This window comes from Bifidobacterium sp. B4081, assembly GCF_026537335.1.
In the GTDB taxonomy this organism is placed as follows: Bacteria; Actinomycetota; Actinomycetes; order Actinomycetales; family Bifidobacteriaceae; genus Bombiscardovia.
Genome location: NZ_JAFNMM010000001.1, coordinates 1,076,656 through 1,102,191, shown reverse-complemented (window position 1 = coordinate 1,102,191; position 25,536 = coordinate 1,076,656). Strand labels below are relative to the sequence as shown.

The window sequence follows — 25,536 nt, the reverse complement described above, 5'->3', positions numbered from 1 at the left end:
GTGTTGAAGGTCGCGGTGCCCAATAAGGGCATGTTGTCCCAGCCCGCATGGAGGCTGCTGTCAGAGTCTGGCTATCGTCTGCGTTCCAACGATCGGCAACTGGTGGTGGATGACGTTGACAACGACATTCAGCTCTTTTACTTAAGGCCCAACGACATAGCGGTCTATGTCGGCTTGGGAACCATCGATCTGGGCATCACCGGGCGTGACCTTCTGCTCAACTCCGGAACCCGGGCCGTCGAGGTCACGCAGTTAGGATTCGGTGCGTCCACCTTCAGATTCGCCGCTCCGGAAGCCAGTGCCATCAACACCTTGCAGGACGTGGACGGCAAGCGCATTGGCACTACTTTCGACCGGCTTCTTGAGAACTACCTGACCAGCAAGGGACTCAAGGCCGAACTGATCCACTTGGACGGCGCAGTGGAGTCCTCAGTCCAGCTCGGGGTAGCCGACCTGATCGCCGATGTGGTCTCCACCGGCACCACCCTGCGTAACGCCGGGCTACGGGTCTTCGGCGATCCGATTCTGAAATCGGAGGGGATTCTCATCAGATCACCCCGTCTGGATCCAGATGATGAGCGGTTGGCGGTCATGTCCCGCAGGCTGGAGGGTGTGCTGACAGCCCGCCGCTATGTACTGATGGATTATGACATCCCGGTTGAACGCGTGGCCATGGCCGTGGGCATCACACCAGGCTATGAGTCGCCGACAGTCTCCTCCCTGCACGACAAGCAGTGGGCCGCAGTCAGGGCCATGGTTCCCAGGGACCAGGTGAACAACCTCATGGATCGCCTCTATGAGATCGGTGCGCGTGCCATCCTTGTAACTGCCCTTCAAGCTTCTAGAATGTAGTCGGATGGCACTGATTGATCGAATTTCACGCAGCAGGTACAGCCCTGAGCCAAGGTCGGTAATTCTCACCGTACCCAATGTCATCAGCCTGCTTCGTATCCTCTCCATACCTCTTATTGCCTATCTGGTGGCCAACCGTCATCTGATCATTTCCTTGGTGGTCATGCTGATTTCGGCCCTTTCAGACGGTGTGGATGGGATCATTGCCCGTAGGTTCAACCAGGTCAGCAAGCTGGGGCAGATCCTTGATCCGGTTGCCGATCGGCTGCTGATTCTCTGTTCCGTCCTTGCCCTGAGCATCGCCTCCATACTGCCATGGTGGCTTCTGGCCCTAGTAGGTGTCCGGGATGTGCTCATGGGTCTGTTGGTTTTGGCGCTGGCCCAGCACGATTATGGCCCCTTGCCCGTGCACTTCGCCGGCAAGACCGGAACGGCCGTGCTCATGCTGGCCATACCGGCCCTGATTTTTGCGGATGTGGGCACCTCAACCTTCTTCCGTCTCTTCCACCTGGTGGCACTTGCGGCCGTCATCTGGGGGGTTGGCCTTTACTGGCTGGCAGGGCTGATCTACGCACGCCAGGGCATCGGATTGCTTCGTCAGGACAGCCATCATGACTGAGCCGCAGATGACCCCCGAATCCTTCCACGTGCCGCCTGACCGCGCCTTGATTCACCGTCGGGCGGCTTTTTCGCATTCCAGTGCAGGTCTGGAACGCCACTATGTAGACCAGGAGAGCTCGGAGCCTGCTCAGGAATCCATGCGTCGGCGCATGGCTGATGAGTCTCTGAGGCTGATTGACGACCTGACCAACCGTCCTATGGATCCCATGTTCGAGGATGCCCGTCTGCTGCCCGCCGAGCGTAGATCGCCGCTGAGCGTATGGGTCAACCGAATACTGGTCTTCGTCATTTGTGTATTGGTCGGCCTGGCAGGCACGGGTATAGTGCAGGTGTTGCACCGGGACCCCCGTCAGAAGGTACGTGAGAAGCTCATCTCCCAGGTGGAGGCGGTCAGCAAGCGTGCCAACGATCTCAACAGTCAGATCTCGGATCTTAATGGCAACATCGATACGCTCTCGGCTCAGGAGGGCGGCCAGGGGCAAAGCAGTACGCAGACCGCTGACGATCTGACCAACGGCACCAGCAAGGTGCAGGGGCAGGGTGTCGTCATCACCTTGGCCAACCCCATTGCCTCCAAAGATTCCCGGGAGAATGCTGATCAGATCAAATTGCTCACCGACCAGGACCTGCAGTGGTTCCTGACCAAGCTTTGGTCTGCGGGGGCCGAAGCCATCGCCATCAACGGCAATAGAATAGGAACACAGACATCAGTGCGTACGGCCGGTCAGACCATTTTGGTGGGGACCACCTCGATCGAGTCACCCTATAAGATCGAAGCCATCGGCGATCAAGGTGCCTTGTCCGATCTGATGGTTCGTAGCGATCTGCAGGGCCGTCTGCGGGACCTGAAGAAGGCGAACATCACTGTCAATGTGGTCAAACAGCGACGCCTGAGTCTGAATGCAGTGAGTTTGCCCAATCTGTCCTATGCCGGAAGGAGTCATTGACATGTCGGCAATTCTCGGCCTGATCCTAGGCGTGGTGGCGGGCATCTTCCTCAAGCCCGACATTCCCATTGTCCTGCAGCCTTATTTGCCCATCATGGTGGTGGCCGCTCTGGATGCCCTGATGGGCGCGGTCCGTTCCTACTTCGAACGCAGCTTCTCGGACCGGGTCTTTGTGGTCTCCTTCATCTCCAATGTGATCACGGCAACTCTTCTGGTCTTCCTGGGTAACCAGCTGGGCGTGGGCTCTCAGCTGTCTACGGCCGTCATTGTGGTGCTGGGCATCCGCATCTTCTCCAACGTCTCCGCTATTCGACGGTTCATTTTCAAGGGGTGAGCATATGAGACACACCCTGAGGAAGAAGCGCGATGAGGGAATGCCCAAGAGCATTCCGCCTAGGAGGCCTGGACGGGTCAGGGCTCCGGCCGACGACACGCAGACCGGTGCTTTTCCGGTGGTTCGCCGTCGGCCTCTGCGCACCCTTAATTCCAACGCCACCAGGGTCAGGCTGGTTACCAGCGTCCTGGTGGCCCTGATGTGCGCCCTGTTGGGCTTTGGTTATGCGGTCCAGGTGCATAATAACCAGTCCTCCTACCAGAGTCTGTCCGAGGAGGAGCTGGTACGGGTGCTGGATGAGACCAGCAACCAGGTCGACAAGCTGGAGGAGCGCAAGAGCCAGCTCAACCAGCAGCTGACCTCCATCAAGTCCGCCGCCGACAAGCAAAAGGAAGCTGCCCGCATAGCCCAGCAGAATGAGCAGAGCAGCGGCATCCTTGCCGGGCGGCTGCCTGCACAAGGCAGGGGAGTGGTGGTGACAGTCACCGAAGACAGTGATCGGGTGGATGCTTCTACCATGTTCAATCTGATCGAAGAGCTGCGCAATGCTGGCGCTGAGGTCATATCCTTCAACGATGTCCGGGTGGTTACCAGTACTTATCTGTTGGACACCCGCACCGGCCTGCAGTGTGACCACGCCAAGCTGCGCAGCCCCTACGTTGTCAAGGCCATTGGGGATCCGGACAGCCTGCAGAATGCCGTCCAGATCGCCGGGGGAGTGGGTTCGCGGATCAAGGTGCAGTTCCATGCGACCGTATCCGTGGAGCAGTCGAATAGTGTCAGAATCGACCAGGTTCGACGCGTGCAGGACTACCAGTATGCAAAGCCTGTAGAATAGTCAATTATGACAGATCCTATTCCCACTGCGGGCGAGACGACCATCATCGGCATGCCGGCCCTGAACATTCCAGTCACCTCCAACGGTGACCGTCCACTGACCAAGGACGACTTGGTGACCATGGCACGATTGCCTGAAGGTACAGCCCTGCTGATCTCTACCAGGGGAGCGGTGTCAGGATCGCGCTATCTGTTGGACGAGGATCAGGTCAGCGTGGGTCGTGATCCGAAGGCGGACATTCTGTTGGACGATTCGACAGTCTCCCGGGCGCACGCCATATTCGTGCGGACTGACCATGGTTTTCGGGTCGAGGATACTGGCAGTCTCAACGGCACTTATGTCAACCGCGAACGCGTGGACCAGGCCGACCTGCACAATGGCGACGAGATCATGATCGGCAAGTTCAGATTGGTCTACTTCGATAATCGGGCAGTCATCGCCAAGAACTGACAGGGGGGCATGACATGGCCGGTGAGATGCCGACGCTGGTACAGGGTGAACTCTTTTCGCCTGAGCAGGCTGAGGGCACGACCCGGGGTTACCGGGGAACGGTCGCAGCCAAGGTGGCCGGCATCACCTATCGGCAGCTGGATTACTGGGCTCGCAAAAGGATTGTAGAGCCGTCAATCAAGGCCTCACACGGGTCAGGCTCCCGTAGGCTCTACTCCTTCAAGGATGCGGTTATCCTGGCTGTCCTCAAGCGTCTCTTGGATGCCGGTGTCAATTTGGTCAATGCCACGAATACGGTGAACTATCTCGAGCGTCGAACTGTTGGTCAACTCGAGCATGTAACGGTGGTCTGCGATGGTGATCAGGTCACCGAATGTTCAGGACCTGATCAGGTCTTTGCGCTGATGCAGTCCGGGCGTGCCGTTTTTGCTATCTCTGTGGGTGCTATCTGGCATCGCATGGATCTTGAGCTGCAGACCTGTGATCATGTGGATTTGACTACTGGACAGCTGACCCCGGGTCTGCCTGAGCGGCCTATCGACGAGCTGACGGCCATGCGTCTGCGCCAGCGCCTGGAGCAGCAGCACGAGCAGCGCCAGCGGGCTGCATGATTGTCGCGGTGGAAGCCGAAACAGGGGAGAAAAACGAAAAGTAATTTGACATAACGTACATTATCGGCTTACTAGGTCACTATCAGTATCCTGATAGTATTCTGACGTTTCCAGCGATTCATGGTCAATCCATTGGCGCTGACCTTGCAGTGGCATCCTCAGTGCTGAGTCTGATCGTTGTCGAAGTAATCCTCGGCAGCTTGGCACAATTGATCGACCTGGTCGATGACTCGATAGCAGCCGTGAGATTCCAGCTCTCCGGGCTCGGCATAGCCCCAGCGGCATCCCAGGCAGTCCAGGCCGGTTTCCAGCGCCCCATCGGCATCAGTCCAGCGGTCACCGGCCATAAGGGCTCGGTCGCCGAGTTTTGCATTGAAGCCAGTCTGCTCAAGTGCGTAGGTGATGACCTGGGCCTTGGTGGTTCTTGTGGAGTCCTTGCTGGCGCCATAGATGCCATCCACCAGTGGCGTCAGTCCGAAGTGGTCACAGACCGGTAGAGCCTGGTACTCGGGTTTGCAGGTGGCCACAGCCAATGTCAGACCATGTTTGCGCATACGACTCAGCTGTTCGATGATGCCGTCGAAGACAGTGGCGAGCAGGCGTCCAGGAATGTGTTGGCCAGGATGCTTCGGATCCTCGAATGCTGCTAACTCGCTGTAATAACGCCGGTAGATCTGTACGCCCTTATCGATGTCTTCCTCCCTGATGCCGTTGTGGCGCAAGGATGCTTCGATAGCTGGTCCGATGAATCGTCGAAGTTCGCTCTCATCGGGCACAGGATGACCAAGCTCTTTGAAAGTTTGTACCACAGAGGCGATAATGCCCGGATGAGAAGCAGTCAGGGTGCCGTCCAGATCCAGCAGAACCAGGCGGCGCGGCGATTTACTCATAGTCGGGGAACCATCCTTCTCGGTGCATTTTCAGGCGCTTGTCCAGTACGGCTTTGAGCTCATCCTCGGACCGGCGCTCCAGCAGCATGTCCCAGTGGGTCCTGGTCGGTTTGCCGGTTTTGCCGGACTCCTGCTCGTCATGCCCCTCGAGTTGAGCGATCTGCCCGCAACGGCACTCCCACTCCTGCGGCACCTCAGCGCCCTCAGCCAGCGGCAGAATGGTCCGATGGCCCTTGGGGCAGATGTAGGCGACCTCGCTGCGTGCTGCGAAATCCACATTCTGATCGGATTCCAGGGACTTCGCCCCGATACTCATACCGCGAAGACTGCGCTCTGCCATGATTCCTCCATACTTATGTCCGTCACTGCCTCCAAGCTACAGAACAGTGTTGACCTGAAACTTATTCCCTGTCTGCGGTCGTGTTCACTCCACGCCCGTATAAGCCACAATGCCGCGATTGACCTGGTCGGCGGCGATGCTGGCAGTCCTGGCAAGGTGATGTCCTCCCCTGCCCAGGTAGGGTTCGACCTGAACGATTTGGGTGAGCACATCGGACAGGCGCTTGGCATTGCGCACAAAGTCCCCCGCCGTCAGATCGCTGTCGCGCAGGATGGTGGTCAGCGAGTCGCCACAGGCCCAGTCGTAGATGGTCGGCCCCAAGCCAAAGTCGAGTTCCGGGGGCAGCTCCAATCCAGCCTGATCGCAGCGCTCCTGCACTTGGGACCACTGACGTTTCATATCCTCCATGGCCTCAACCAGCCTGTGAGCCCGGTATCCGGCCCTCTCCCCCGGCTGCTCCCCCACCCCACGGCGAGATTCGTAGACTAGTCCGGAGACTGCGGCTGCCAGTTCGGCGGGCTCCAGATCATTGAGGATGCCCCGATCAAGGATCTCTGCAAGACTCAGATCCTGCTCGCTGTAAATGCGCCGGAGCAGCTGGCCCTTCCGGGTCAGTCGGCAGACGTCTGGGCCCATAGGCCGGGTGTAGCACAGGTCAGCCAGAATCTGGCAGATCCTGTCGAACTGTCGTGAGACTGACCCTGTTTTGGACTCGTACTGTTCCCGGGTGCGCTGCAGCTCCTTATCCATGCGGATCCATCGGTTCCCCCAGCGCAGATGCTTGGGCAGGTCAGGGCACTGGCGGCAGGGATGGTTGCGCTCCTGCTCACGCAGCTGGTCGATATGCCGGTCAAGGTCGCAGAATGCCCGGTTGCGGGCCTTCTCGCTGGTGAATCGTTGCCGTTTCAGTCGACGGCAATCGTTTTTCTGGGCCGAAGAGAGGGCCGCACGGATACGCATGAACTCGATCAGATCGCCACGGTTGCATTGAGCAGCTTTCCGGTAGTCCTCCAGGCCGCTGGTCAGGGTCTCGATGCGCTCCTCCAGCTCGGAGGCTGATCGGTTGGCCTCCCACTGGGCAAAGGAGTGGTCCAGGGTGTCTCGGGCACGCGTGTAGCTGGATGAGTTGAGCAGGTTGACGGCCATGTTGAAGGTGGGCCGGAAGCTGGAGTGCAGCGGGTAGACCCTCCGGCTGGACAGCGCAGCCATGGTCTTGGGGCTGAAGTCCCGGTGGTCGACCACCACTACATGACCAATGTCGTCGATGCCGCGCCGGCCGGCTCGACCGGTCAGCTGGGTGAACTCGCCAGGCGTAAGAGCTACATGGCCTGTCCCGTCGAATTTCTCCAGCTTCTCGACCACCACGCAACGGGCGGGCATATTGATGCCCAAGGCCAGTGTCTCGGTGGCGAAGACCACCTTGAGAAGTCCTAACTCGAACAAGTGTTCGACTATCTGCCGAAAGAGGGTGACGACGCCGGCATGATGGGCGGCGAAGCCCTGCTCCAGAGCGAAGCGGAACTGGGCGAATCCCAGCGCTTTGAGATCCTCCTTGCTGAGCTGGCCGGCTGCCATGGAGTCCACGATGTGCCGTATGCGGCGGGCTTCCTCATCGGTGGTCAGCTGCAGCCCTGCTCGAATGCACTGCTGGACGGCCTGGTCGCAGCCGGTGCGCGAGAAGATGAAGTAGATGCCGGGCAGCATATCCATGAAGTCCAGCTCATCGACCACATCGGCCCGGCTTGGTCGATACCGCTCTTCCGTTCGCCGCTCCGGTCTGCCGCCCCGGCCATGACGGTGGTGGTGCCCCTGGTCGCGGGCCTGGGCGCGCTCCTGCCCAGCCTTGTCCAGCTGGGCCAGCCTGGAGACCAGACGCGGGTTGATCTTTGGGGTCTGCCGTCCTGAACCGTCATGCCGATACAAGTCCAAGATCTCGGGCTCGGTGTGCCTGTCGGCCTGGACCAGGACATGCTGTTCCAGCGGCACGGGCCGTCGCTCGGAGACCACCAGATGGGTGCGTCCGCGCACTGAGGAGATCCAGTCGGAGAACTCCTCCACGTTGGACACGGTGGCCGACAACCCCACGATTCGGGTTGAAGCCGGAAGATGGATAATGACCTCTTCCCAGACGGGCCCCCGGAAACGGTCGGCCAGATAGTGGACCTCATCCAGGATCACGTATTTCAGGGCCATCAGGGTGGAGGACTGCTCGTAGAGCATGTTGCGCAGGACCTCGGTGGTCATGACCACGATGTCCGCCTCGGAGTTGATGGAGGTGTCGCCGGTCAGCAGCCCCACCCGGTCCTCGCCGTATCGGTCGACCAGGTCATGGTATTTCTGGTTGCTCAGCGCCTTGATGGGGGTGGTGTAGAAGGTCTTGACGTTCTGTTCCTGGGCCAAAAATACTGCGAAGTCAGCCACGATGGTCTTGCCGGCGCCGGTCGGAGCGGCCACCAGGACGTTGTCGCCATCCTCAAGGGCGGTGATGGCCTCCAGCTGGAAGTCATCCAGGGGGAAGGGCAGCTTGGACTGAAAGCGTGCGGGAGCCCCGGTCATGCGCTTGCGGTGACGACTGAAACGGGCGTAGCGTTCCGCCGGCCCCGGTTCGGATGCTGTTGAATCCTGTCCGTGGTGACGATGACCTGACATGTTCCTCCAAGAACTACTTATTGAACTGCTTCCACCGCCGCCAGGTGCGGCCGTGATTCCTCCTGCGCTGCTCCTTGCGCTGCAGGACCAGAGCATGGGCCTGGCTGTATCGCTCGGTTGACTGCGACAGGGGCAGGGCGAAGGCCGGACCCTCGGTCCTATCCGTTGCTTGGGACTGCTCTGCTGCAGGGGGTTGCGGCATGTGACGGTTCAGATCGTCCGAGACCCGCCCTATGGAGCGGCTGGCTGCCATGGCGTGGCGGATGGCGTAGACGGCTCCCCCGATCAGCATGGCCAGCATGAAGATCACCAAAGGGATCCAGATCCATCCAGGCATGTGACTCCTCTCCGACCGGGGCTAGTGCCGGTCCTGCTCCTTGTCGTGGGCGTCACTGATGGTGATCTCGCGTTGGGCGCGGGCCAGGATCATGGTGCGCAGGGTCTTGGGCGCTACTGCGGTGATGTGCTTGGCGTGAGCGATGCAGAAAGCCACGAACCAGGAGTCCGAGGAGACGGTCAGGTGGACTTTCTGCCCCGTTCCGCAGGGCTCCACCGAGGCGCCCGGCAGCGACTTGATGTAGGGCAGATCCGGCCGGTCGGTAATGAAGACCGCAGCCGTGCCGTTGTCGAAGGACCACTTGCGTAGCTCGCCGACCGGCACATCCGGGAACTCCACCTTATGGCTGGGCTTGACGATGGTCGCATGTTCGATTCTGGCTATTCGCAGAACCTGCCACTGCCGGTTGCGCCCGGTGCCCTGCTTGAGGTGACGGCTGGAATCCGAGGGAGCGTCTGCAGCCTCGGTGCCCTCTGCTGCATCGCCGATATCGGTCCAGGCGGCGACATAGTAGACGCCCTCATCCACAAAGATCTTGGCAGGGGCCACAACCTTGCGGCGGGTCCTGCCGGCAGCGTCCGTGTACTCCATGTCCAACAGGGACTCGGTCTTGATCGCCCGGCGGACCACCGAGAAACTCTTGGGTTCGGTCTCATACCCGGTAAGGGAGAGCCAGGGTGTCTCGCCTGGTCCAACATGCGTGCGCAGACGCTGATAGAGCGACTCGGCCTGGCTGCGGGACTGCTCGGGCAACAGGGGCGAATGGGCCAAGTAGTTGAGCGAGGCGGTCAGCATGCTCAGGTATTGGGGTGAAATGCCGGCCAGTCGCTCCAAGCCTAGTGAGTTGGTGGCCGAGACGATGCCGCTATCGTCCAGCAGGGACCAATCGATGTCGAAGAACTGGCTACCAGCCATCTCACCGTCGTCCGAGACTGTGGTCAGAGTGTTGATGTCCTTGTGGATGGTGTTGACATACTTGCGCAACTCTTCCTTGCTGTTGGGGTGGCCGATGAAGCGCTCAGCCAACTCGGCCAGGGAGAACTCCTCGCCCAGGTGTGCGGACAGGAAGAGCATGAGCCGCAGGCGGCGGTCCACCTCGGACCCGGTCTGGAAGGAGGATGCGCTGGCTCGGCGGGCGTGACGAAGGTCGGTATCGTCGTCGCTTAGGTCGGTGGCGAAATGCTCGACGCTGGTCCGAGCAATCTCCGGGGAGATGACCGTTGCCGCGCCGGGGCTCTGCGACTCGTCGGCCAGCTTGAAGCGGGCGGCTGCATCCAGACGGCGTCGGAAGGCATCTGCGGCCTCCTGCGGGCTGACAATGGAGGCATCGGGGTGCTCCAGGACGAACATGGCCAAATCGTCCGAATCGGCATAGGCTACATTCAGGTTCTCTCCGTCCACGTCCACTGTGGCGGCGAAGCGTCGCGAATCGATGACCTTGACCAAATCGTCGGGAATGCGCTGGGTACCCAGTCCCGGAGCTATGGAGTCCAGACCCAAGCCAGGGATGGGCACTTGCGGCACGCGGGGCGTGGTGCGTGAGACCGGTCGGGTCGGCTCCTCACAGGCCTCCTGAGACATGGCAATGGATCGCGCAAGGTAGTTGGCCGCGGCCAACACCGGCATGTCCTCCTGGTTGAAGTGCATGCGGATGCGCGGTTCATCCCCCAGCTGCAGACGGTAGGAGGCGAAATCCTGCCCCTCGGACTTGGAGGAATACTCCGGCTGCCGGGATTCGATGGCTATGCCCATGGCCGCCAGCTTGGCCCGGTCACGCTGGAACTGCTTGGCAAACGCGGCCTTGGCAGCCTGATCTGCCAGCTCGCCATAGGAGTCGGCATAGGCCTTGACCCGCTGTGCTATCTGTCGTGAGGTAAGCCATTGCGGAAAAGCGGACGATAAGACGGCTAGGACATCCAGTTCATGCTTGCCCCACTTATCCGAAAAACGCCGTCTTCCGTTCGTGCCTTCTGCCATCAGTCCTCGCGTATCGTTAAAATTTTACATATCAGTGCGCCTAACGCACATCTAACTATCATAGATTGATTTTGGGGGCTGTGGGAGCCAAACATCCAAATACGGTACCATTTCTTGACAGGCTGAACGCTGCTGCACCTGGCCCTAGATCCACTCGTCGGGTTCGATCCCCTGAGGCCCCACATACTGGCCGTTGGGCACGTATGATGAGCGTCCCTGGTCGCGCAGATGGGCATCCGCATACAAGGCCACATCCCTGCCAAAGGTCCAGTCCCCTTCGATGGTGACCGAGTTGGCAGCCGCCAGGCTGGGAACCCCGTAGGGGAATCGTTCGTCGAAGTCGGCGATGTACTTGTAATAGCGCTCATCCAGCTGGACGTTGGGGAAGTCGTAGTTGCCGTCCTCCATCTCGTAGGAGTCGGTCAGATGGAAACGGTCGGAGCGCATGATGAACAGGTCGTCAGTGGTCTTGACCGGCAGGAAGCGCATGCGGTCCACCTGCACGCAGATGGCTCCTTCGAAGAGCGAGGCGGCAGAGCCCATGGCAGTTTCCAACTGCACCACGGGACGGGTGGAAGGATCGGTGGGATCGACGGTCTTGCGGTTCTCGATGATGGGCAGGGGCAGCACGCCCTTGTATTGGGCCAGCTTGTCGCGAAGGGCATCGACCCTGACCCAGATGCTGTTGGTGTTGAAGTAGGGGTGTTTGCGGATGGACATGGCCGAGCTGCGGTCATGTGGATCCACCTGGGACATCTCCCGTAGGATGAGGTGCCCAGTAGCCTTGTCGATGACGATGTGGCCGCCTTTGCGGTCGGCGTCGGTCCGCTTGGCTACCTCGATCATGAAGGGCGCTCCAGACTGTGCGAAATAGCCGGCCAAGGTCCTTGAAGGCCGGGCGCCCAGGTTGTCGGAGTTGGAGATGAACAGGTAGTCGATCCCCTGCTCCTTGAGTATGTCCAGCAGTCCGGTCTCCCAGATGGTCGAGAAGATGTCGCCGTGGCCGGGAGGGCACCATTCCAGATCGGGCTTGGCTGGGAAGTCGACCGGGCGGCCGGTGTCGGCGTCGATCTTGGGCTCGATGTGCTGAATGATCTCCATGGGCACATCATTCTGGACGAAGCGGCGGTCCTGCCTGACGACCCGCATGGTGTCTCGCGAGGTGCGGAAGGAGTTCATGAAAATCAGCGGCAGCGGCACCCCCAGGCGTTTTCGGGCCGTCAGCACCTGGCCCATGATGATGTCCAGGAAGCGCATCCGACGGGCCTTGTGGCGGCGGATGGGCAGCAGGGACTTGGCCTTCTCCAGGCCCATAGAGGTGCCCAGCCCACCGTTGAGCTTGATGAAAGCGGTGCGGGAGAACGCGTCCAAGGCCATGTCCATGTCCATGGAGTCGTGGATATCTTTGGTGCGGGGCACGTCCTTGAGCGGGGCGACGTCCTTTTCGCGCACACAGGCCTTGGCATCTCCCCGTTCCCAGGTTTCGTAGAGGTGCTGGAACTGGCTGATGGAGACTTCGCTCATGCCCCTCTCGCGCATCTTTGCGGCCGAAAGGTCGAAAACGTCTGTGCTCATGAAACCCCTTCCGGGCTGGGACGACTTGCGGCCGACGCGGGTTGCGCCGACCGTTCAGAATAATGATAGCAAGTCGATCATGGGGCTCGGTCTGTCTGCACTAGTCTGCCGGGACTCGCCGGGCCATTGTTGGCCCGGTGACGCTGTGCTACTATCTCTACTCGGTGCTGATGCACCGTCGGGCCGTAGCGCAGTTTGGTAGCGCACTTGACTGGGGGTCAAGGGGTCGCGGGTTCAAATCCCGCCGGCCCGACGAGATAGCAATGATTCCAAGGCTTCCGGGCCTTGGATTTTTTTGTATGCCCCGAATCGGGCACATTTCGGGCACATCGCCCTTGCCTTCGGGCACATTCCGGCTCATTCCGGCCGCACCGTATTGCGACGGATAAGTGCCGCCACATCCTCGGGCCGGTATCTAACCAGACGACCTATATGCACGTACGGAAGCTCGATTTTCTGCGCCCTCCAGGCGTTCAGGGTGCTCACCGGTATCACCAGGATCTCGGCCGCTTCCGCAGGGGTCAGCAGCCTGGTCGGTGTCATAGCCGGGTTATCGTTCATTGTTTGCTGTATTTGGCTCATACCTGTTCCTATGCGTCAGCGCGCACCGCCGTTAGCTGGTGCTGGATATCGCTAAATGGAACAAATTGTTATCTGACGCATAGAGGTTGATATGGCAAAAGCATGGATAAACGACAGATGGTTGAAGGCCGCCCTGGTCACGACGGCACAGGGGCACACCTCCAAGGAGGAACCGTCCGCATATATGAAGCACTCCCTATCCAAGCACACCGACGACCCTGAGAACGCCAAGGTCCCTGAGCGATACAGGGCCAAGGACTTCGGCAAAGGGTCACGCTGGGAGGTGCGATGGAGGATTGATGGAATCACACGAAGGAAGTTGTTTCGCTACCGGGGTGAAGCGGAGGCTTTCATGGCCGAGATCGAGGACCGGATACGGTCGAACCGATACATGGATCCCCGAGACTCCTGCAGGCCGTTGCGACAGGCAGCGGACTTATGGCAGCAGGGTCTGGCGGGCACTATCAAGGGATCGACAGAGGGACGCTACCGGCGTGAGCTGCGCGTGTGGGTTCTGCCTCAATGGGGTGACGTAGCTTTGAAGGACATTTCCACGGCGAGGATCCAGCGCTGGTACGTCAGCCTAGCCGATGGGACGGCGCCTTATGGAGGTGAACGAGGCTCGGCCTCCTCGCTGTCCGCGTCCTCAATCCGCTCCGTAGGCAAGATTGTGTTGGGCTCGATTCTGGATGTGGCTGTGGAAAACCGCTGGATAGATACCAATCCCGTCGCCAAAGCCAAGGTGCCACATAACAGAGCGGTTCAACGGCGAATATATCTAACCCCACAAGAGATCAAGATCCTGGCGGGTCAGATGGACGAGGCCAATGCCACGGTCATTTACTTGCTTGCGTATACGGGACTGCGCATCGGCGAGGCACTGTCTCTGAGGTGCGGGGACGTGGATCTGGGGAGAAACCGGATTAATGTCCTACGCACCCAGTCGGTCGATGTTGATTCGCATATCGTTGAGACATTGCCAAAGGGAAACAGGACCAGGTTTGTGCCCATACCCAGCCAACTGCTGCCCAGAATTAAAGATTTGCTCGACGGCCATGGCCCCGAGGATTACCTACTGCGCGGGCCGAGAGGCGGCAGACAGACCACCACTAACTGGCGGAACCGGGTATGGGCTCCAGCACTGCGGGATGCGGGCATGCAGGATATCGAGGGCCTGGTCATCCACTCCCTGCGCCACACCTACGCCTCCCTGGCGATCAAGGCCGGGGCGGACGTGAAAACCCTGCAGGCCGTCCTGGGCCATGCCTCGGCCACAGAGACCTTGGACACCTACGCGGACCTATGGCCCAACCGCACCGGCGAGGTGGCCGAAGTCATCGGCCAGGATATCCAAATCTGACATGGCGGAGTATAAATAAGGGTGCTTTTGCCTGTTGTTAGGCAAAAGCACCCTTGCATAATTTCCAGTGAGTTCCCTTATTTCCAATCAGGGTCTGAGCGTCGGGCATGTTCAGGGTTCGAATATGTCCTCTATAGTTAAATCGAATGCATCCGCCAGGCGGAAAGCAAGTGGCAGCGATGGGTCGAAATGGCCCTTTTCAATCGAAATTACGGTCTGACGGCTCACTCCCAGTTTTTTGGATAATTCCCCCTGAGACCAACCGTGTTCTTTTCGCAACTTTGCCAGATGGTTATCCACGACTGATGAACCTCATGATTGTGTAGGCCAGGACAAAAACCAAGAGCATTGCTATCAGAATGCACACCAACATGAACGCCCACTGATCCTTACCCAACAAACTGGCCAGCAGGCAGCTGAAAGAAACAACTCCCAAAAAAATGCGATATGAGAGCTGTTCGGCTTTCCCGTACCAGTGGTTCTCTATGTTCTCCCCGGCATGCTGATCTGCTCCGGGCAAGGTGTCGGTATCCACCAAGATGACCCAGCAAAGGCTGACTGATACTGGACAAAATGCCGCAGTCACGATAAGCGCCTTAATAATCCATGGCATAGTCTGCGGCATGAAGCTGGCGACAATAATTCCCAGAACGAAACCGCTGACCAGACCTGGAATCAATGCTGCAGTGAGAGCCGACATCGAATGGGATCCAAAGCGAACAGTACCAAACGGTCTTGGTCGCGCATGTGCCGTTGGCTCGGACAAACTTTGTGAGCGGGTCAAGTCGGATGTTGCCTTGCTTTCGTTTTTCTTCACGGGGTGCTCCTTGCCGAATGCGAATGTTGAACAGGTAAACCGGTCTGAGCACGACTATAATGTAAAGCTAGCTTTACGTCAAGTGTGTTTGACATATTTTTGTTTCGTCATTTCTCCTTGGCTATCACCAACAGCATTGACGATGAAGTTCACATCATTGAAGGTGTAATGCGGTATTCGGATATGAGGTCCCCTGCCATTCTCCGATGACTGATGGCTGGACCTCTCATGTGCAATTGAGGCCGAAGCAAGACCAAGAAGAGTAGTTTGCGCTACTTAGAAGGGTCCTGCTTTCAGGGTTTCAGTCCCAGGGTTTCGATGGCTTTGGCTACGGCGGCTGTGCGGTCGTTGACTTCGAGTTTGGCGAAGAGTCGGCTGAGGTAGGTTTTCACGGTGGTCTCGCTGATGTACAGGCGGGCGGCGATTTCTCGGTTGGTAAGCCCTCTCGCGGCCTCTCGCAGGACCCGGGTCTCCTGTTCGGACAGGACCGGTCTGTCTTGCGGGTGCAGGGCTTTGCTGACCGCCTTCGCCGCTGACGGATTCAGCACGGTGGCTCCTGCCACGGTGTCTCGGATGGCTTGGGCCAGGATGTGGGGTTCCACGTCCTTGAGCAGGTAGCCGTTGGCGCCGGCCTCGATGGCGGGCAGTATGTCGGTGTCCGAATCATAGGTGGTCAGGATCAGCACCTTGGTCTCGGGCTGGGCCGCCAGGATCCTGCGGGTGACTTCCGGGCCGTTCATGTCCGGCATCCGTAGGTCCAGGAGCAGCAGGTCCGGCCTGGTCCGAGCCACTGCGGCTATGGCTTGGGCGCCGTTGCCGGCTTCGGCCACGACCTCCAGGTCGGCGTGGCGGGTGAGCATGCTGCGTATGCCCTCGCGGACCATGGGGTGGTCGTCGGCCATGACGAGACGTATCATGCTTCCTCCTTGCCGGCCCGGTCGTGGTCGCCGGGCTCTTCGGTCGGTACTGTGATGGTTATTCGGGTGCCTTGCCCGGGGCCGGATGTCACGGTGCAGGCCCCGCCTGATTCCTTGGCCCTTTTGGCCATGTCCCGCAGCCCGTAGCCGTGGCCTGCTTGTTCCATTCTGATGGAATCCAGGTTGTCGGCGTCGAAGCCGAGACCGTCGTCCGTTATCAGCAGTTCCAGCGTGCCCGGATGTGAATCGTGCGGCCCGTTCTCTTGCGGTACCAGGCTGATGTGCACATGCCTGGCTTCTGCATGTTTGGAGACGTTGGCCAGAGCCTCCTGGACGATGCGCAGCAGGTTGACCTCGGTCCGCCTCGGCAGTGCCGGCAAAGGCTGTTGGATGCGGCATTGCGCTTGGAATCCTGCCTCTTGCGCTGCGGCTTGCACAGTCCTTTCCAGGGCCATGCTCAAATCCTTGCCGTCCAGGTCGGCCGGTGCCGAGTCGGTTATCATCCGCCTGGTGTTGTCCAGGGAGCTTTGTGACAGGTCGGCGATCATGTCCAGGTGCCGCCGGGCCGTTGGCAGGTCGTCGTCCAGCTCTTCGCGGGCCACCCTGGCCAGGGCCAGTACCGAGGCCAGGGATTGGGCTATGGTGTCGTGCATTTCACCGGCAACCCGTTCGCGTTCGATCGAGGCGCCTTCGGCCAGGCTCAGCCTGCGGATGGTCTCCTGCTGGGATTCGAGCTGGTCCAGGAGCATCTGGTTGTGCCCGTTGGTCAGGGCGAGGATATCGAAGGATTTGCCGATCATGGCCGAGAACACCACTACCAGGCCCATGAGCATGAGATTGCCGGCCAGGTCGGTGCCCAGGAACCTGACGCCGGCCATGGCCATGGCCACGAACACCGCGTTCAGGACCCCCACCAGCCCCAAGGCCGGCAGGTAGGCGAAGGCAATAAACAGTTGCGGAACCACGAAGAGTTGCGCCAGGATCGCCACCCCGTCCAACCAAGCGCCCACAGGCAGGCAGACCAGGGACAGCAAGGCGAAGACCCAACCGTGAGCGCCGGTCTTGCTCACCGGCTCGGCCATGCCCGGCCCGTCCATCTGGTAAGGCTGGTCATAGACCCGCCCCAGCACGAAGGTCATGAAATAGAGGCAGGGCACGAGTATGAGCAGGCTCGACAGCAGCCTGGCGCCTATAGGGACCGATGTGAAGCAGCAGTCGGCCACCACCACGCAGGCCGCCTCCACGATGAAATACCAATTCCATGTGGTGTGGATGCGCCGACGCTGGGTGCTGGTCCGTGATGCAACGACCTGCCCCTGAGAAGTTCCTCTGGTTTTCACTGTGTCTTCCACCCCTCGCCCCTGGTTTTTCCGCTCACGGATCCTGAATCCAGCCCCTTGGGTTGTGTCCGCCCCGATCCGGTGATGGGTGCCATCATCGTGCCTTCCTGGGATACAGAAGGGCAAGGGGGATGAAGACCAGGGACAGGCAGGCCATCACCAGGACCACGGCCCTGCGCCTGGCAAAGGACGCCACCCCGTTCAGCGTCGTCTACGCTCAGCCACGGCCCTAAGCCATAAGCAAAGCATTAGGGTTTGCGCTCGGCGCCGGCATGATGTAGACTCAATCATGTTAGAAGCCGCCACTGCCTCTACTGCCTTTCGGGGTGGAATGCATACTATGGCGGTACTTTTTTACCTGGAGGGCGCATGGCATCCACAACCGTAGCCAAGCTGCCCCCATACCCCAGCCACCCGTACCGCAGTTCCATGGACCTGGCCCAGCTCCTTGTGGACAACGGGCTGACGGGTATCAGCGTCCAGGACCTTGCCGGGCGAATAGACCTGGTCGGCTACTACCGCCTCAAGGGTTACTGGTATCCGTTCCTCACCCCTGTGGCAGGTGCCAGAAAACGCAAACTGCCCTTCCTGTCCCGCACGTCCTGGGATTCCATCTGGGAACGCTACGTGTTCGACCAGGAATTGCGCACCATCGTCTTCGACGGCATCGTCGGCATCGAGGTCCATCTCAAAAGCTACATGGCATCAGAGCTGGCCAAGGCAACTGGGCCGTTCGGCTATACCGCGCCGGATGGCCTGCCCGGGCTCAGCCCCGAGGAACACAGGAACGCGATCGCCAATATCACCAGCGACTACCAGCGGTCGTCGCTGCCTCAGCTACGACATTTCAGAGCCACGTATTCCGATCCGCTGCCGCCCATCTGGATGCTGGTGGACTGCCTTTCCTACGGTGATTTCAAGAAGATCTTCTACAAGGGCGCCGATCCTTCAATCAAACGGCAGTTGGCACTGCAGCTTGGCATCATGTCCAACAAGCCCGGCGTCAGCAACGAGAAACTGCTGCGCGACTGGCTGGAAAACATTCGAATCGCCCGCAACAAGACCGCCCATCACGACCGCTTCTGGAACTGCATCGACCCCAAGATGACACCCATCAAGCCCAAGCTGTACCCCAACGACGCTACTTGGTGGGGCAACCAATGGGAGCCCTTCCGCCGGCCGGAGTCAAAAGGCCCGGCTGGATTCCTGACCATGGAGCACTACCTGCTGAACCAGCTAGGCATCACCTACTGGCGCAACAACTTCGTGGGACTGATGAACCGTTACCCCGGCATCCCCCTGAAACACATGGGCTTCCCGGACAACTGGCAGTCACTGCCCATCTGGCAGTGAAGCCTGCACCCTTTTCACCCAATAATACTGCGACTAGAATAGGCAGGCAGTTTTGGCGTATAGCCTTATTCCAGGCTCGTATTGAGGGGCAAGCTGGTTCCGGTCGCGTGGCGACCGGAACCAGTGCGGCAGCAGTATGGTCGAGCTGATCCAGCTCGGCGGGGTTTCGGGGCGGCGGCCCCGATACAAGCTTTGCTGCCCACCTAAGTCAGATGGCTTTTCACAGAAAGTAGGACATACCCGAACCACTAGATCGCAGGCCACCACCATTTGGGCAGCGCACGGTTCCATAGTGTTATCGCTGGCCATGTCTCAATAATGCAAGATTCACCGATAGTAATCTCAAAGAGGATTCCATCAGAACCTCAACCAGTCATCCAGCTCCTCTGCTCGTTCTCATGTCCGGCTTGTCAAAGCTCTCCCCTGCCAAGCAACCCACCAACCCTGCGATGTGCGACCACTTCACCAGGAGCTGATGGACACGGACTTCACCGACACCCACCACTTCGAGGTGCCGGTCACCTTCTGTGAGGGCAGACAGGACCACCACGTCTCCTCCGCCGTCGCCCGCGACTGGTACGAGACAATCGACAGCCCCAAAAGCTGGCACTGGTTCGATCGCTCCGGCCACTTCCCCCAATGGGAGGAACCCGACCGCTTCCTGGGATGTGTGCTGCAAGACTTAAGTCAATAACTGATCGCAGAACCGGAATCCTTTTTTTGCCGAGAAAGCACTTCCTCAATATGCTTTTACTGCTGCTTTGCCACAAGCTGTCAGCTACTGTAGACTCGTCTATATGCTCCAAGTAATTACGAGGAATCCCCTGGAAGATAAGGGCGAAGCACAATATCGTCAGCTGGTGAGAGTGGGACATAAACTACTGAGTGTCGCGGTGTTCGGGGACACACATGGTAGCGTCCCGAAACTGGTGCTGCTTTCAGGGTGTGGAACCCCTTCCCCTCTGTATGATTTCAAGGCTCTCATTACTAGACTGCAAAACTCATACTGTCTGATTGTGGTGGAGAAGTCCGGGTACGGGTTTAGTGACTGGTCTCGGGACCCCAGAGATATCGACACGATGTTGGATGAGACCAGGGCGGCGCTGCACGGGGCCGGAGTGACTGGGCCCTATGTGCTCCTCCCCCACTCAATGTCTGGGCTTGAAGCACTTTACTGGACCAAGAAGTACCCTGCCGAGGTGGAGGCCATCATCGGATTGGATATGGCCACGCCACAGGCTTATGAGACGCGCAACCTGGTGCCTCCCGCCGCAGCCACAGCACTGTTGGGCGCCCTTTGCCGGACAGGACTTCCTCGTCTCCTGCCCAGACTGACCGCGGACCAGTCACCCGCCATCAAAGCAGGAAATTTGTCTGCTGAAGATAAGGCGGTCTACCGGACCCTCTTCTTCAAGAACTTCATGGATCCAGACATCCAGCGAGAGATCAACACGGTCAACGCCAACGCCCGCAAGGTTGCGGAAGCTGGATTGCCACAGATCAAGATGCTGCAACTGGTTTCCAACGGGAAAGGCACTGGCTTCAGCAAGGATGAGTGGCGATCCATCCAAGAATCCTTCAAAGCGCAGCAAGGTAACTCACAGATACGGTATTTCGATGCCCCTCATTATCTCCACGACTATGTGCCTGAAAAAATGTCCGAGGCCATCAGGGATTTTATAAGCGGAAAACCTGACCGATCCAGCAAGGTTATCCGGCACACACTTACATCTCATCCCTGAATCAGTTCCAAGCAATCTCATTTTATGCAGTCAGACGATTTCTGTGCCAATGTCATCAGACACTTCCTTCTGGCTAATCCAATCGGGCACATTTCGGGCACATCGCTACCCATAAGTACCCGTATCAGCTTGCATCAGTTCATACTTGGAATCTGCTAGAATTGGCAGTATTCCTTGGATAGTTAGCAGCAGTTAAAGGCAGCTCGCATGTACCAGAACAGCGGCTTATCTTACAAGGGGTCGCGGGTTCAAATCCCGCCGGCCCGACCAATAGCAACTATTCCAAGGTCTTAGGCCTTGGAATTATTTGTATTTCCAGGTGTACGGGGCATATTGGGCATATATTGCCAGCGCTTCTTGTGTTCTTTGTTTTGTTAGTTGCACCGTGCTGCAGCGGATTGGGTTCGCCACATACTTTGGCTAGTATCTGGCGAAATCGGCGCTGTTCCTCCCTTAGGGATGTCTATATGCGGAAGAACTGCTCGGATAGGCGAAGCCTGGGTAGATGATGGCGATGGTACCAGGGTTAGGCTCAAGTTTCCTTCTGATTGTCATGTGTTCTGGTTCATCATCACGGGTTTAATATAAGGGGAATCGTTGGCCGTGGCTGGCCAGGCGGTTGTGATCAGCTCGTCATCATTTCGAAGCTTGAGGTTTTGCGTTCGCAGCCGGGATGAAGTAATGTCTGTCGTGTTAGAAGCCGCCACTGTCCATACTGCCTTTCGGAGCGGAACGCATATTATGCGGTATTTGCTACCCACATAGCATATGGCACCCACAACAGCAACCAAATTGTTCCTTAACCCAGCCTTCCTTACCTCGAATCGGCAGACCTGGCTCTACTACTTCTGGACAACGGGTTGACAGGTGGCCACGCGAACCGTGTGGCGTTGGTCGGTTATTATCGCCCAAGGGCTGCTAGTATCCCTTTCTTACTCCTACGGCAGGTAGCAGTAAACGGGAGCTGTCTTTTCTTCCGAGCACTGTTTCAGAACCCATTTTTAAGAATGATACGCGTTCGACTAGGAGCTGCGTAGCATCATCCCCATCAGAGAGCCGGCATGCGTCAGTGTGCAAAATTAGAAGCATTCTCTGCTCGAACCATGCTTACCACTTCATTATGGGTCGGTGGTGATAGCACAGCGTGATTGGGATTCACCATGATGGTCAGGAGTGCTCTATTTTCCGCTATCTACATTATTGACACGAAATACTACTTCTGATATTTGCGTTCCTTCTAGTGATGCTTGGACATAGGAAGGGGCTTCGTTCTTATGCGTATCAGTTAGGTATGAACCCAGGTTCGAAACTCTCCGCATCGATGATCAGACAAGCGCATAAACCTACTACGTTCAGTTCATGCAGACCGTTATTGGCACTGTATGAGTAAGTTGTCTCATTCAGAAACTCTTTTCAGGTTTTGTGTATTACTGTTCTGCTAGAAAGTCACTCTTGTTGCAGGCATCAATACACCCGCCTAGATAATGAACATTATCGAATAGTCGCAATTATGATTGCAATGAGACTATTGATTTTGCAAATTGGTTTTCGTTATCTTGCATTAATGAAGAGTACTCCTCGTATGTCGATGCTCCAGTTGGAATCGGGAATCCAACTTTTTCGAGTACGACTTTTTGCTCGCTTTCCCTAAACCGTACACTTTGCGAACCGCCATTGATGCCTTGAAGCAATTCAAATCCTGTAATAAAAGGTGTGGATTTACTATTCTCTTGTGATTCGGGGTACCAGTATTGTCCATATCTGGAATCAAACCGATACATGTAGGCCAGTAGTTGAAGATAGTCTGCGCCAGCAATATTGTCTATCGGCTTGTATTTTGCGTCAGCAATTATGGTAGGAGCACTGCTTATTAAGAAATCAGGATATATAAGGCCAAATTGCCCTTTGACTTTAGAACTTCGGCCATATTTCTCAGGTTTGCCAAATAAATACTGTTTTCCTGTTTTTGATTTGTTGCGCGGGTGAACAAAAGATATGCTGTAGCGCTTGTCGCGCAAAAGAGTATTGAGATACTCCTCCCAGAGCCAAGAACAATCGAAGAGAATGCCATTGATGTGGCCCTTACCTGACGCGCTCGCAGATATTGAGTCATGGCACAAGATTGCTACGCATATTTTTTGCAGCAGCCTGTAACTTCGAAAGTACTCATTGACAACAGGATGTCGGATATTCCACTCTATGATCCTGCGTCTTTCTGTCTTGCGATATCGCGGGGTTCTCAGCCTTACCGTCCGAACGTTGTCTCTAACATTTTTATCGTCATTAAGTAGCTGCCGCCCGATTGTAAATCCAGCAACAATGTATTCAATGGTATGTCTGATTAATTCACTGATGGGGTTGTCAAGGTCGAGATCCCGAGTAGTATAAGCCACTCGCCCGATAAAGGGAACATCAATGTTGAGATATCTGGCAACGTCGACTGTGCCTTTCAGCCGGGAATCGTTATACTCTCGCCTGACATACATTTTGTAGGCACCGACTTGAAGAGCTTTGTTCAGAAAGTACGGGAATAAGAGTACCAGCAGTTTTTTCCACCTGTTGCTTCTAAGAGGTGAAAAGTTGAAACCTTTGGCCACATCTACATGCAGAACCTTCTCCAGTAGGTAAGCGAAGAAATAATCATCCTCTATGTGGACAGGCTTTTCATTTTGCTTGAAAAAACGTGTAGATATACTAACTGTGTCAGTGCCATCTCCAAGCACGCCTATCAGGTTTTGCGTTCTTATTTTGCCTTGATATGTGTCAATAACACGCTGGTTGAGACTTACATCAATGTCTCCATCGTCCTCTCTCCCCAAATAAATAATTCCCTCTTTATCAAGCAAGGTCTCTACTGTTTGGTTGAGCAGTGATCGATAGAGATGGGTTGCAGTAAATGACTGGTCTTCTATCGGGCTGTTATCCGATAAATACCAGAAATGTGGACCTGCAGATGAAGCGTTCGTGGCCACTTTCCTCATGCCTCACTCGAGCCTGAGTCGCTGCCAGTTGTGGGCGCTGCGTCTCCTTGTGCGGGTTGGTCTGTAGTATTAGAAGGATCGCCTTTGTCAAACGCCTCACGGATCTCTTGTAATTTCCCATCAGCATCATCCATGCCCCTGAGATAATCAGTCAGCAATGGTTCGAGATGGTTCTTCCAAAGTTCAAGGGGTGCGTCTTCATCAACTGACTGAGCTATCTTGAGGAAATAACCGACTCCAAGAATGTAGTCGGTTCCTAAGAATTCGCTTATTTTGCTATTCACGGATGTCATCAAGCTCTTTGCTCTACCTCCGTTGGGCGTACCATCGAGAGCACTAGCTGATTCTTCTGCAGTTATTTCGATAAAAGTGAAGCGTCGTCTCATGGCAAAATCGAAGGAATCTACGCTTCGGTCTATGTCATTCATAGTTCCGATGATGTACACATTCTCGGGAATATAAAACTTTTGTCCTGCATCCAATCCGCCACGTTCCTTGTAGGCTAGAGAGTGGAGATTGGCATACTGAGTGTCTACACTTCCTTTTTTGCCTCGGTAGTCTGGATCGATGCTGAAGAATAGCTCTCCGAAAATCTTTGAAAGATCTCCTCTGTTGATCTCGTCAATGACGATCACAAAGTTCTGGTCTGGATTGGTTCTTGCCTCGTTGACGAACTTAGTAAATGTTCCAGGATATAATTGGAAGCCCACATTGCCTGTCGCTGTAGTTTCGGGTCGGAGGCCTTCCACGAAATCCGTATAGTCGTAGCTAGGATGAAATTGGACAAATTCGTATTGGTGGCTTTCATTCAGTTGTGCGTTTAACTGTTCCTCGTTGTCATAGTCGACGCATAACAATTCAGCAGCTATTTTCCTGGCGACTGTGGTCTTTCCTGTTCCAGGGGCGCCATGGAAAATAATGTTTCTGACTTCTAGTAGTTGTTTCGCTCGTTCGCTGAGTTTGCTGTATTGTTCTGAGGTCATGTTGTGGTGCTTGGATTTATTTATTTTGTCTAGCTGGACAATCAAATCGAGCATTTGCTTAACCAATGCATTCGGTTTCTTTGCTGATAGATCAAGATCTTCTACAGTGCATGAGAGCGCTGGCATTTTTTTCTGCCAGGCTTCTGATCTGACCGGATGCCATCCAGCACGCAACTCTGCAATAATTTTACTTTCCTCATGAAACGAAGGACGAATATTAAGGTAGGTGCCGTTTACATTCATATATGTGGAATTAGGTGTAGCATAAGCCCCATTTTTAAAGAACCACAAGGTGAAATCCATGCCTGTTGACAGGATATTAAACTCTCGCTGTAATTCTGGGTAACCGTGATTTCTCCAGTACTCCACAAAATCTTCCTGCGTGCTGCATGTATGACTAAGACCTTGATCCTCTTTGCTCCCTTCTTTCTTTTCCTCCTTTTTTCTTACATTTTCGTTATTGTGTTCTACAAAGAAATTGAGTAAATAAGCAAATTTTTCATAATCATCTTCTTTTTGATGATATTCAATAAGAAATTGCTTATATAGGTCTATCCCAGATTTCAAATCTATAGCAATCGTGCTTTTTTGAAAATCCGAGTCCGCTAAGATCTGATCACAAATAGGTTTGAACTCGTCATAGGTCAGATAGTCAAAAGCTGATTCTTTGACGGTAGTCGCGACTGAGCTTCCAATTTGCTCAAGCCCGCTTTTCATATTCCTAAGCGTTTTTTCAAGTGTGTAAGTCTCGGTTGTTGTAGGCATACCTTGATTTATGGGACGTGTCTCATTCCAATATCTGAATCTTTGCTCTTGAACCGCTGTAGACGTTTCTTTGGAATTCGTCATTTTTTCTGACTCTATTGGCATCAGTGCGTTCCCCTTATTCTGGTGATACTTGTTTAAATCTACCGTGGATGGCTGTTATTGTCGAGCAATAAGCGGTTGCCGCCTATCTTAGATTATACGCTAGAAACAACACAATTTTGAAAGGTCTCGCTGATTCAGAATCCATTTATTATGAACAGTCCAAATACGAA

23 protein-coding genes, 1 tRNA gene and 2 pseudogenes are annotated in these 25,536 nt (G+C 56.3%); 12 read left to right on the top strand and 14 right to left on the bottom strand.

Translation table 11 applies throughout. The annotated features are described in order from the left end of the window. Genes hisG through J3T92_RS04860 form a run of 7 tightly spaced genes read left to right on the top strand, consistent with a single transcriptional unit; the run spans position 1 to position 4,653 of the window. The gene (hisG, locus tag J3T92_RS04890) at positions 1-852 is read left to right on the top strand and encodes an ATP phosphoribosyltransferase (protein ID WP_267400026.1); all 852 of its coding nucleotides are present in this window, start codon (positions 1-3) and stop codon (positions 850-852) included. A 4-nt stretch (positions 853-856) separates the two neighbouring features. After that, positions 857-1,471 (top strand): CDP-alcohol phosphatidyltransferase family protein, encoded by a 615-nt coding sequence (locus tag J3T92_RS04885; RefSeq protein ID WP_029676262.1) that lies wholly within the window; start codon positions 857-859, stop codon positions 1,469-1,471. Next, complete coding sequence (locus tag J3T92_RS04880) at positions 1,464-2,420, top strand: DUF881 domain-containing protein (RefSeq protein WP_267400025.1); 957 nt, start codon at positions 1,464-1,466, stop codon at positions 2,418-2,420. The genes J3T92_RS04885 and J3T92_RS04880 overlap by 8 nt, the downstream gene beginning before the upstream one ends. Before the next feature lies 1 nt (position 2,421). Then, positions 2,422-2,754, top strand: coding sequence for a small basic family protein (locus J3T92_RS04875; protein ID WP_015021764.1), 333 nt, complete (start codon positions 2,422-2,424; stop codon positions 2,752-2,754). Between the two features lie 4 nt (positions 2,755-2,758). Beyond that, the gene (locus tag J3T92_RS04870) at positions 2,759-3,592 is read left to right on the top strand and encodes a DUF881 domain-containing protein (protein WP_024627696.1); all 834 of its coding nucleotides are present in this window, start codon (positions 2,759-2,761) and stop codon (positions 3,590-3,592) included. 6 nt (positions 3,593-3,598) lie between these two features. Beyond that, positions 3,599-4,042 (top strand): FHA domain-containing protein, encoded by a 444-nt coding sequence (locus J3T92_RS04865; protein ID WP_267400022.1) that lies wholly within the window; start codon positions 3,599-3,601, stop codon positions 4,040-4,042. A 14-nt stretch (positions 4,043-4,056) separates the two neighbouring features. Next, positions 4,057-4,653: a MerR family transcriptional regulator gene (locus J3T92_RS04860; RefSeq protein WP_416378836.1), complete on the top strand. Its 597-nt coding sequence runs from the start codon at positions 4,057-4,059 to the stop codon at positions 4,651-4,653. A gap of 158 nt (positions 4,654-4,811) precedes the next feature. On the opposite strand, the gene J3T92_RS04855 is transcribed toward J3T92_RS04860, so the two are convergent. From J3T92_RS04855 to J3T92_RS04830, 7 genes and pseudogenes are all read right to left on the bottom strand, one after another. After that, complete coding sequence (locus J3T92_RS04855) at positions 4,812-5,543, bottom strand: HAD hydrolase-like protein (RefSeq protein WP_267400020.1); 732 nt, start codon at positions 5,541-5,543, stop codon at positions 4,812-4,814. Next, positions 5,536-5,883: an RNA polymerase-binding protein RbpA gene (locus J3T92_RS04850; protein WP_220237292.1), complete on the bottom strand. Its 348-nt coding sequence runs from the start codon at positions 5,881-5,883 to the stop codon at positions 5,536-5,538. The genes J3T92_RS04855 and J3T92_RS04850 overlap by 8 nt, the downstream gene beginning before the upstream one ends. Positions 5,884-5,967: 84 nt before the next feature. Further along, complete coding sequence (locus J3T92_RS04845; RefSeq protein WP_267400019.1) at positions 5,968-8,532, bottom strand: DEAD/DEAH box helicase; 2,565 nt, start codon at positions 8,530-8,532, stop codon at positions 5,968-5,970. A 13-nt stretch (positions 8,533-8,545) separates the two neighbouring features. Continuing rightward, positions 8,546-8,869 carry a hypothetical protein gene (locus J3T92_RS04840; protein WP_267400018.1) on the bottom strand — a complete coding sequence of 108 codons (324 nt, stop codon included), beginning with the start codon at positions 8,867-8,869 and terminating at the stop codon, positions 8,546-8,548. 21 nt (positions 8,870-8,890) lie between these two features. Next, positions 8,891-9,988, bottom strand: a pseudogene (locus J3T92_RS09530) (helix-turn-helix transcriptional regulator); the annotation flags it as partial. 74 nt (positions 9,989-10,062) lie between these two features. Then, positions 10,063-10,846, bottom strand: a pseudogene (locus tag J3T92_RS09525) (WYL domain-containing protein); the annotation flags it as partial. A 144-nt stretch (positions 10,847-10,990) separates the two neighbouring features. Further along, positions 10,991-12,421: a UTP--glucose-1-phosphate uridylyltransferase gene (locus tag J3T92_RS04830; RefSeq protein WP_220237296.1), complete on the bottom strand. Its 1,431-nt coding sequence runs from the start codon at positions 12,419-12,421 to the stop codon at positions 10,991-10,993. Between the two features lie 179 nt (positions 12,422-12,600). On the opposite strand from J3T92_RS04830, the gene J3T92_RS04825 reads away from it, so the two are divergent. Then, positions 12,601-12,674: transfer RNA gene (locus J3T92_RS04825), tRNA-Pro, on the top strand. Positions 12,675-12,778: 104 nt separating this feature from the next. Here the strand turns inward: J3T92_RS04825 and J3T92_RS04820 are convergent. Then, positions 12,779-13,003, bottom strand: a complete 225-nt coding sequence (locus tag J3T92_RS04820) for a helix-turn-helix domain-containing protein (RefSeq protein WP_045924380.1) — start codon at positions 13,001-13,003, stop codon at positions 12,779-12,781. 91 nt (positions 13,004-13,094) lie between these two features. Here J3T92_RS04820 and J3T92_RS04815 point away from each other — a divergent pair, with 91 nt between their 5' ends. Next, entirely contained in the window at positions 13,095-14,363 is a 1,269-nt protein-coding gene (locus J3T92_RS04815) for a tyrosine-type recombinase/integrase (RefSeq protein ID WP_052692763.1), read from the top strand. A 111-nt stretch (positions 14,364-14,474) separates the two neighbouring features. Here J3T92_RS04815 and J3T92_RS04810 read toward each other — a convergent pair whose 3' ends face one another. From J3T92_RS04810 to J3T92_RS04795, 4 genes are all read right to left on the bottom strand, one after another. After that, positions 14,475-14,663 (bottom strand): helix-turn-helix transcriptional regulator, encoded by a 189-nt coding sequence (locus J3T92_RS04810; RefSeq protein ID WP_267400016.1) that lies wholly within the window; start codon positions 14,661-14,663, stop codon positions 14,475-14,477. Then, on the bottom strand, positions 14,656-15,180 hold the full coding sequence (locus J3T92_RS04805) for a hypothetical protein (RefSeq protein ID WP_267400015.1): 525 nt from the start codon (positions 15,178-15,180) through the stop codon (positions 14,656-14,658). Before J3T92_RS04805 ends, J3T92_RS04810 begins: the two co-directional genes overlap by 8 nt. Positions 15,181-15,473: 293 nt before the next feature. Beyond that, positions 15,474-16,097, bottom strand: coding sequence for a response regulator (locus J3T92_RS04800; protein ID WP_267400013.1), 624 nt, complete (start codon positions 16,095-16,097; stop codon positions 15,474-15,476). Beyond that, the gene (locus J3T92_RS04795; RefSeq protein WP_267400012.1) at positions 16,094-17,437 is read right to left on the bottom strand and encodes a sensor histidine kinase; all 1,344 of its coding nucleotides are present in this window, start codon (positions 17,435-17,437) and stop codon (positions 16,094-16,096) included. Before J3T92_RS04795 ends, J3T92_RS04800 begins: the two co-directional genes overlap by 4 nt. Before the next feature lie 369 nt (positions 17,438-17,806). Between J3T92_RS04795 and J3T92_RS04790 the strand changes: the two genes are divergently transcribed. The 3 genes from J3T92_RS04790 to J3T92_RS04780 all read left to right on the top strand — a co-directional run bounded on the left by J3T92_RS04790 (position 17,807) and on the right by J3T92_RS04780 (position 20,532). Continuing rightward, positions 17,807-18,790 (top strand): Abi family protein, encoded by a 984-nt coding sequence (locus J3T92_RS04790; protein ID WP_045924387.1) that lies wholly within the window; start codon positions 17,807-17,809, stop codon positions 18,788-18,790. 475 nt (positions 18,791-19,265) lie between these two features. Continuing rightward, positions 19,266-19,484, top strand: coding sequence for an alpha/beta fold hydrolase (locus J3T92_RS04785; protein ID WP_045924388.1), 219 nt, complete (start codon positions 19,266-19,268; stop codon positions 19,482-19,484). Between the two features lie 385 nt (positions 19,485-19,869). After that, the gene (locus tag J3T92_RS04780; RefSeq protein ID WP_110412869.1) at positions 19,870-20,532 is read left to right on the top strand and encodes an alpha/beta hydrolase; all 663 of its coding nucleotides are present in this window, start codon (positions 19,870-19,872) and stop codon (positions 20,530-20,532) included. Between the two features lie 1,508 nt (positions 20,533-22,040). On the opposite strand, the gene J3T92_RS04775 is transcribed toward J3T92_RS04780, so the two are convergent. Next, the gene (locus tag J3T92_RS04775; RefSeq protein WP_267400009.1) at positions 22,041-23,504 is read right to left on the bottom strand and encodes a 5-methylcytosine restriction system specificity protein McrC; all 1,464 of its coding nucleotides are present in this window, start codon (positions 23,502-23,504) and stop codon (positions 22,041-22,043) included. A 5-nt stretch (positions 23,505-23,509) separates the two neighbouring features. Continuing rightward, complete coding sequence (locus J3T92_RS04770) at positions 23,510-25,345, bottom strand: McrB family protein (RefSeq protein WP_267400008.1); 1,836 nt, start codon at positions 25,343-25,345, stop codon at positions 23,510-23,512. Positions 25,346-25,536: the final 191 nt, after the last annotated feature.

What these genes read in the sequence shown, in the direction of transcription:
- J3T92_RS04815 (WP_052692763.1), top strand. Translation starts at nt 13,095, where the DNA reads ATGGCAAAAGCATGGATAAACGACAGATGGTTGAAGGCCGCCCTGGTC.
- J3T92_RS04820 (WP_045924380.1), bottom strand. Translation starts at nt 13,003, where the DNA reads ATGAGCCAAATACAGCAAACAATGAACGATAACCCGGCTATGACACCG.
- J3T92_RS04885 (WP_029676262.1), top strand. Translation starts at nt 857, where the DNA reads ATGGCACTGATTGATCGAATTTCACGCAGCAGGTACAGCCCTGAGCCA.
- J3T92_RS04850 (WP_220237292.1), bottom strand. Translation starts at nt 5,883, where the DNA reads ATGGCAGAGCGCAGTCTTCGCGGTATGAGTATCGGGGCGAAGTCCCTG.
- J3T92_RS04790 (WP_045924387.1), top strand. Translation starts at nt 17,807, where the DNA reads ATGGCATCCACAACCGTAGCCAAGCTGCCCCCATACCCCAGCCACCCG.
- J3T92_RS04855 (WP_267400020.1), bottom strand. Translation starts at nt 5,543, where the DNA reads ATGAGTAAATCGCCGCGCCGCCTGGTTCTGCTGGATCTGGACGGCACC.
- J3T92_RS04800 (WP_267400013.1), bottom strand. Translation starts at nt 16,097, where the DNA reads ATGATACGTCTCGTCATGGCCGACGACCACCCCATGGTCCGCGAGGGC.
- J3T92_RS04860 (WP_416378836.1), top strand. Translation starts at nt 4,057, where the DNA reads ATGGCCGGTGAGATGCCGACGCTGGTACAGGGTGAACTCTTTTCGCCT.
- J3T92_RS04875 (WP_015021764.1), top strand. Translation starts at nt 2,422, where the DNA reads ATGTCGGCAATTCTCGGCCTGATCCTAGGCGTGGTGGCGGGCATCTTC.
- J3T92_RS04780 (WP_110412869.1), top strand. Translation starts at nt 19,870, where the DNA reads ATGTTGGATGAGACCAGGGCGGCGCTGCACGGGGCCGGAGTGACTGGG.
- J3T92_RS04770 (WP_267400008.1), bottom strand. Translation starts at nt 25,345, where the DNA reads ATGACGAATTCCAAAGAAACGTCTACAGCGGTTCAAGAGCAAAGATTC.
- J3T92_RS04845 (WP_267400019.1), bottom strand. Translation starts at nt 8,532, where the DNA reads ATGTCAGGTCATCGTCACCACGGACAGGATTCAACAGCATCCGAACCG.
- J3T92_RS04840 (WP_267400018.1), bottom strand. Translation starts at nt 8,869, where the DNA reads ATGCCTGGATGGATCTGGATCCCTTTGGTGATCTTCATGCTGGCCATG.
- J3T92_RS04830 (WP_220237296.1), bottom strand. Translation starts at nt 12,421, where the DNA reads ATGAGCACAGACGTTTTCGACCTTTCGGCCGCAAAGATGCGCGAGAGG.
- J3T92_RS04785 (WP_045924388.1), top strand. Translation starts at nt 19,266, where the DNA reads ATGGACACGGACTTCACCGACACCCACCACTTCGAGGTGCCGGTCACC.
- J3T92_RS04880 (WP_267400025.1), top strand. Translation starts at nt 1,464, where the DNA reads ATGACTGAGCCGCAGATGACCCCCGAATCCTTCCACGTGCCGCCTGAC.
- J3T92_RS04870 (WP_024627696.1), top strand. Translation starts at nt 2,759, where the DNA reads ATGAGACACACCCTGAGGAAGAAGCGCGATGAGGGAATGCCCAAGAGC.
- J3T92_RS04865 (WP_267400022.1), top strand. Translation starts at nt 3,599, where the DNA reads ATGACAGATCCTATTCCCACTGCGGGCGAGACGACCATCATCGGCATG.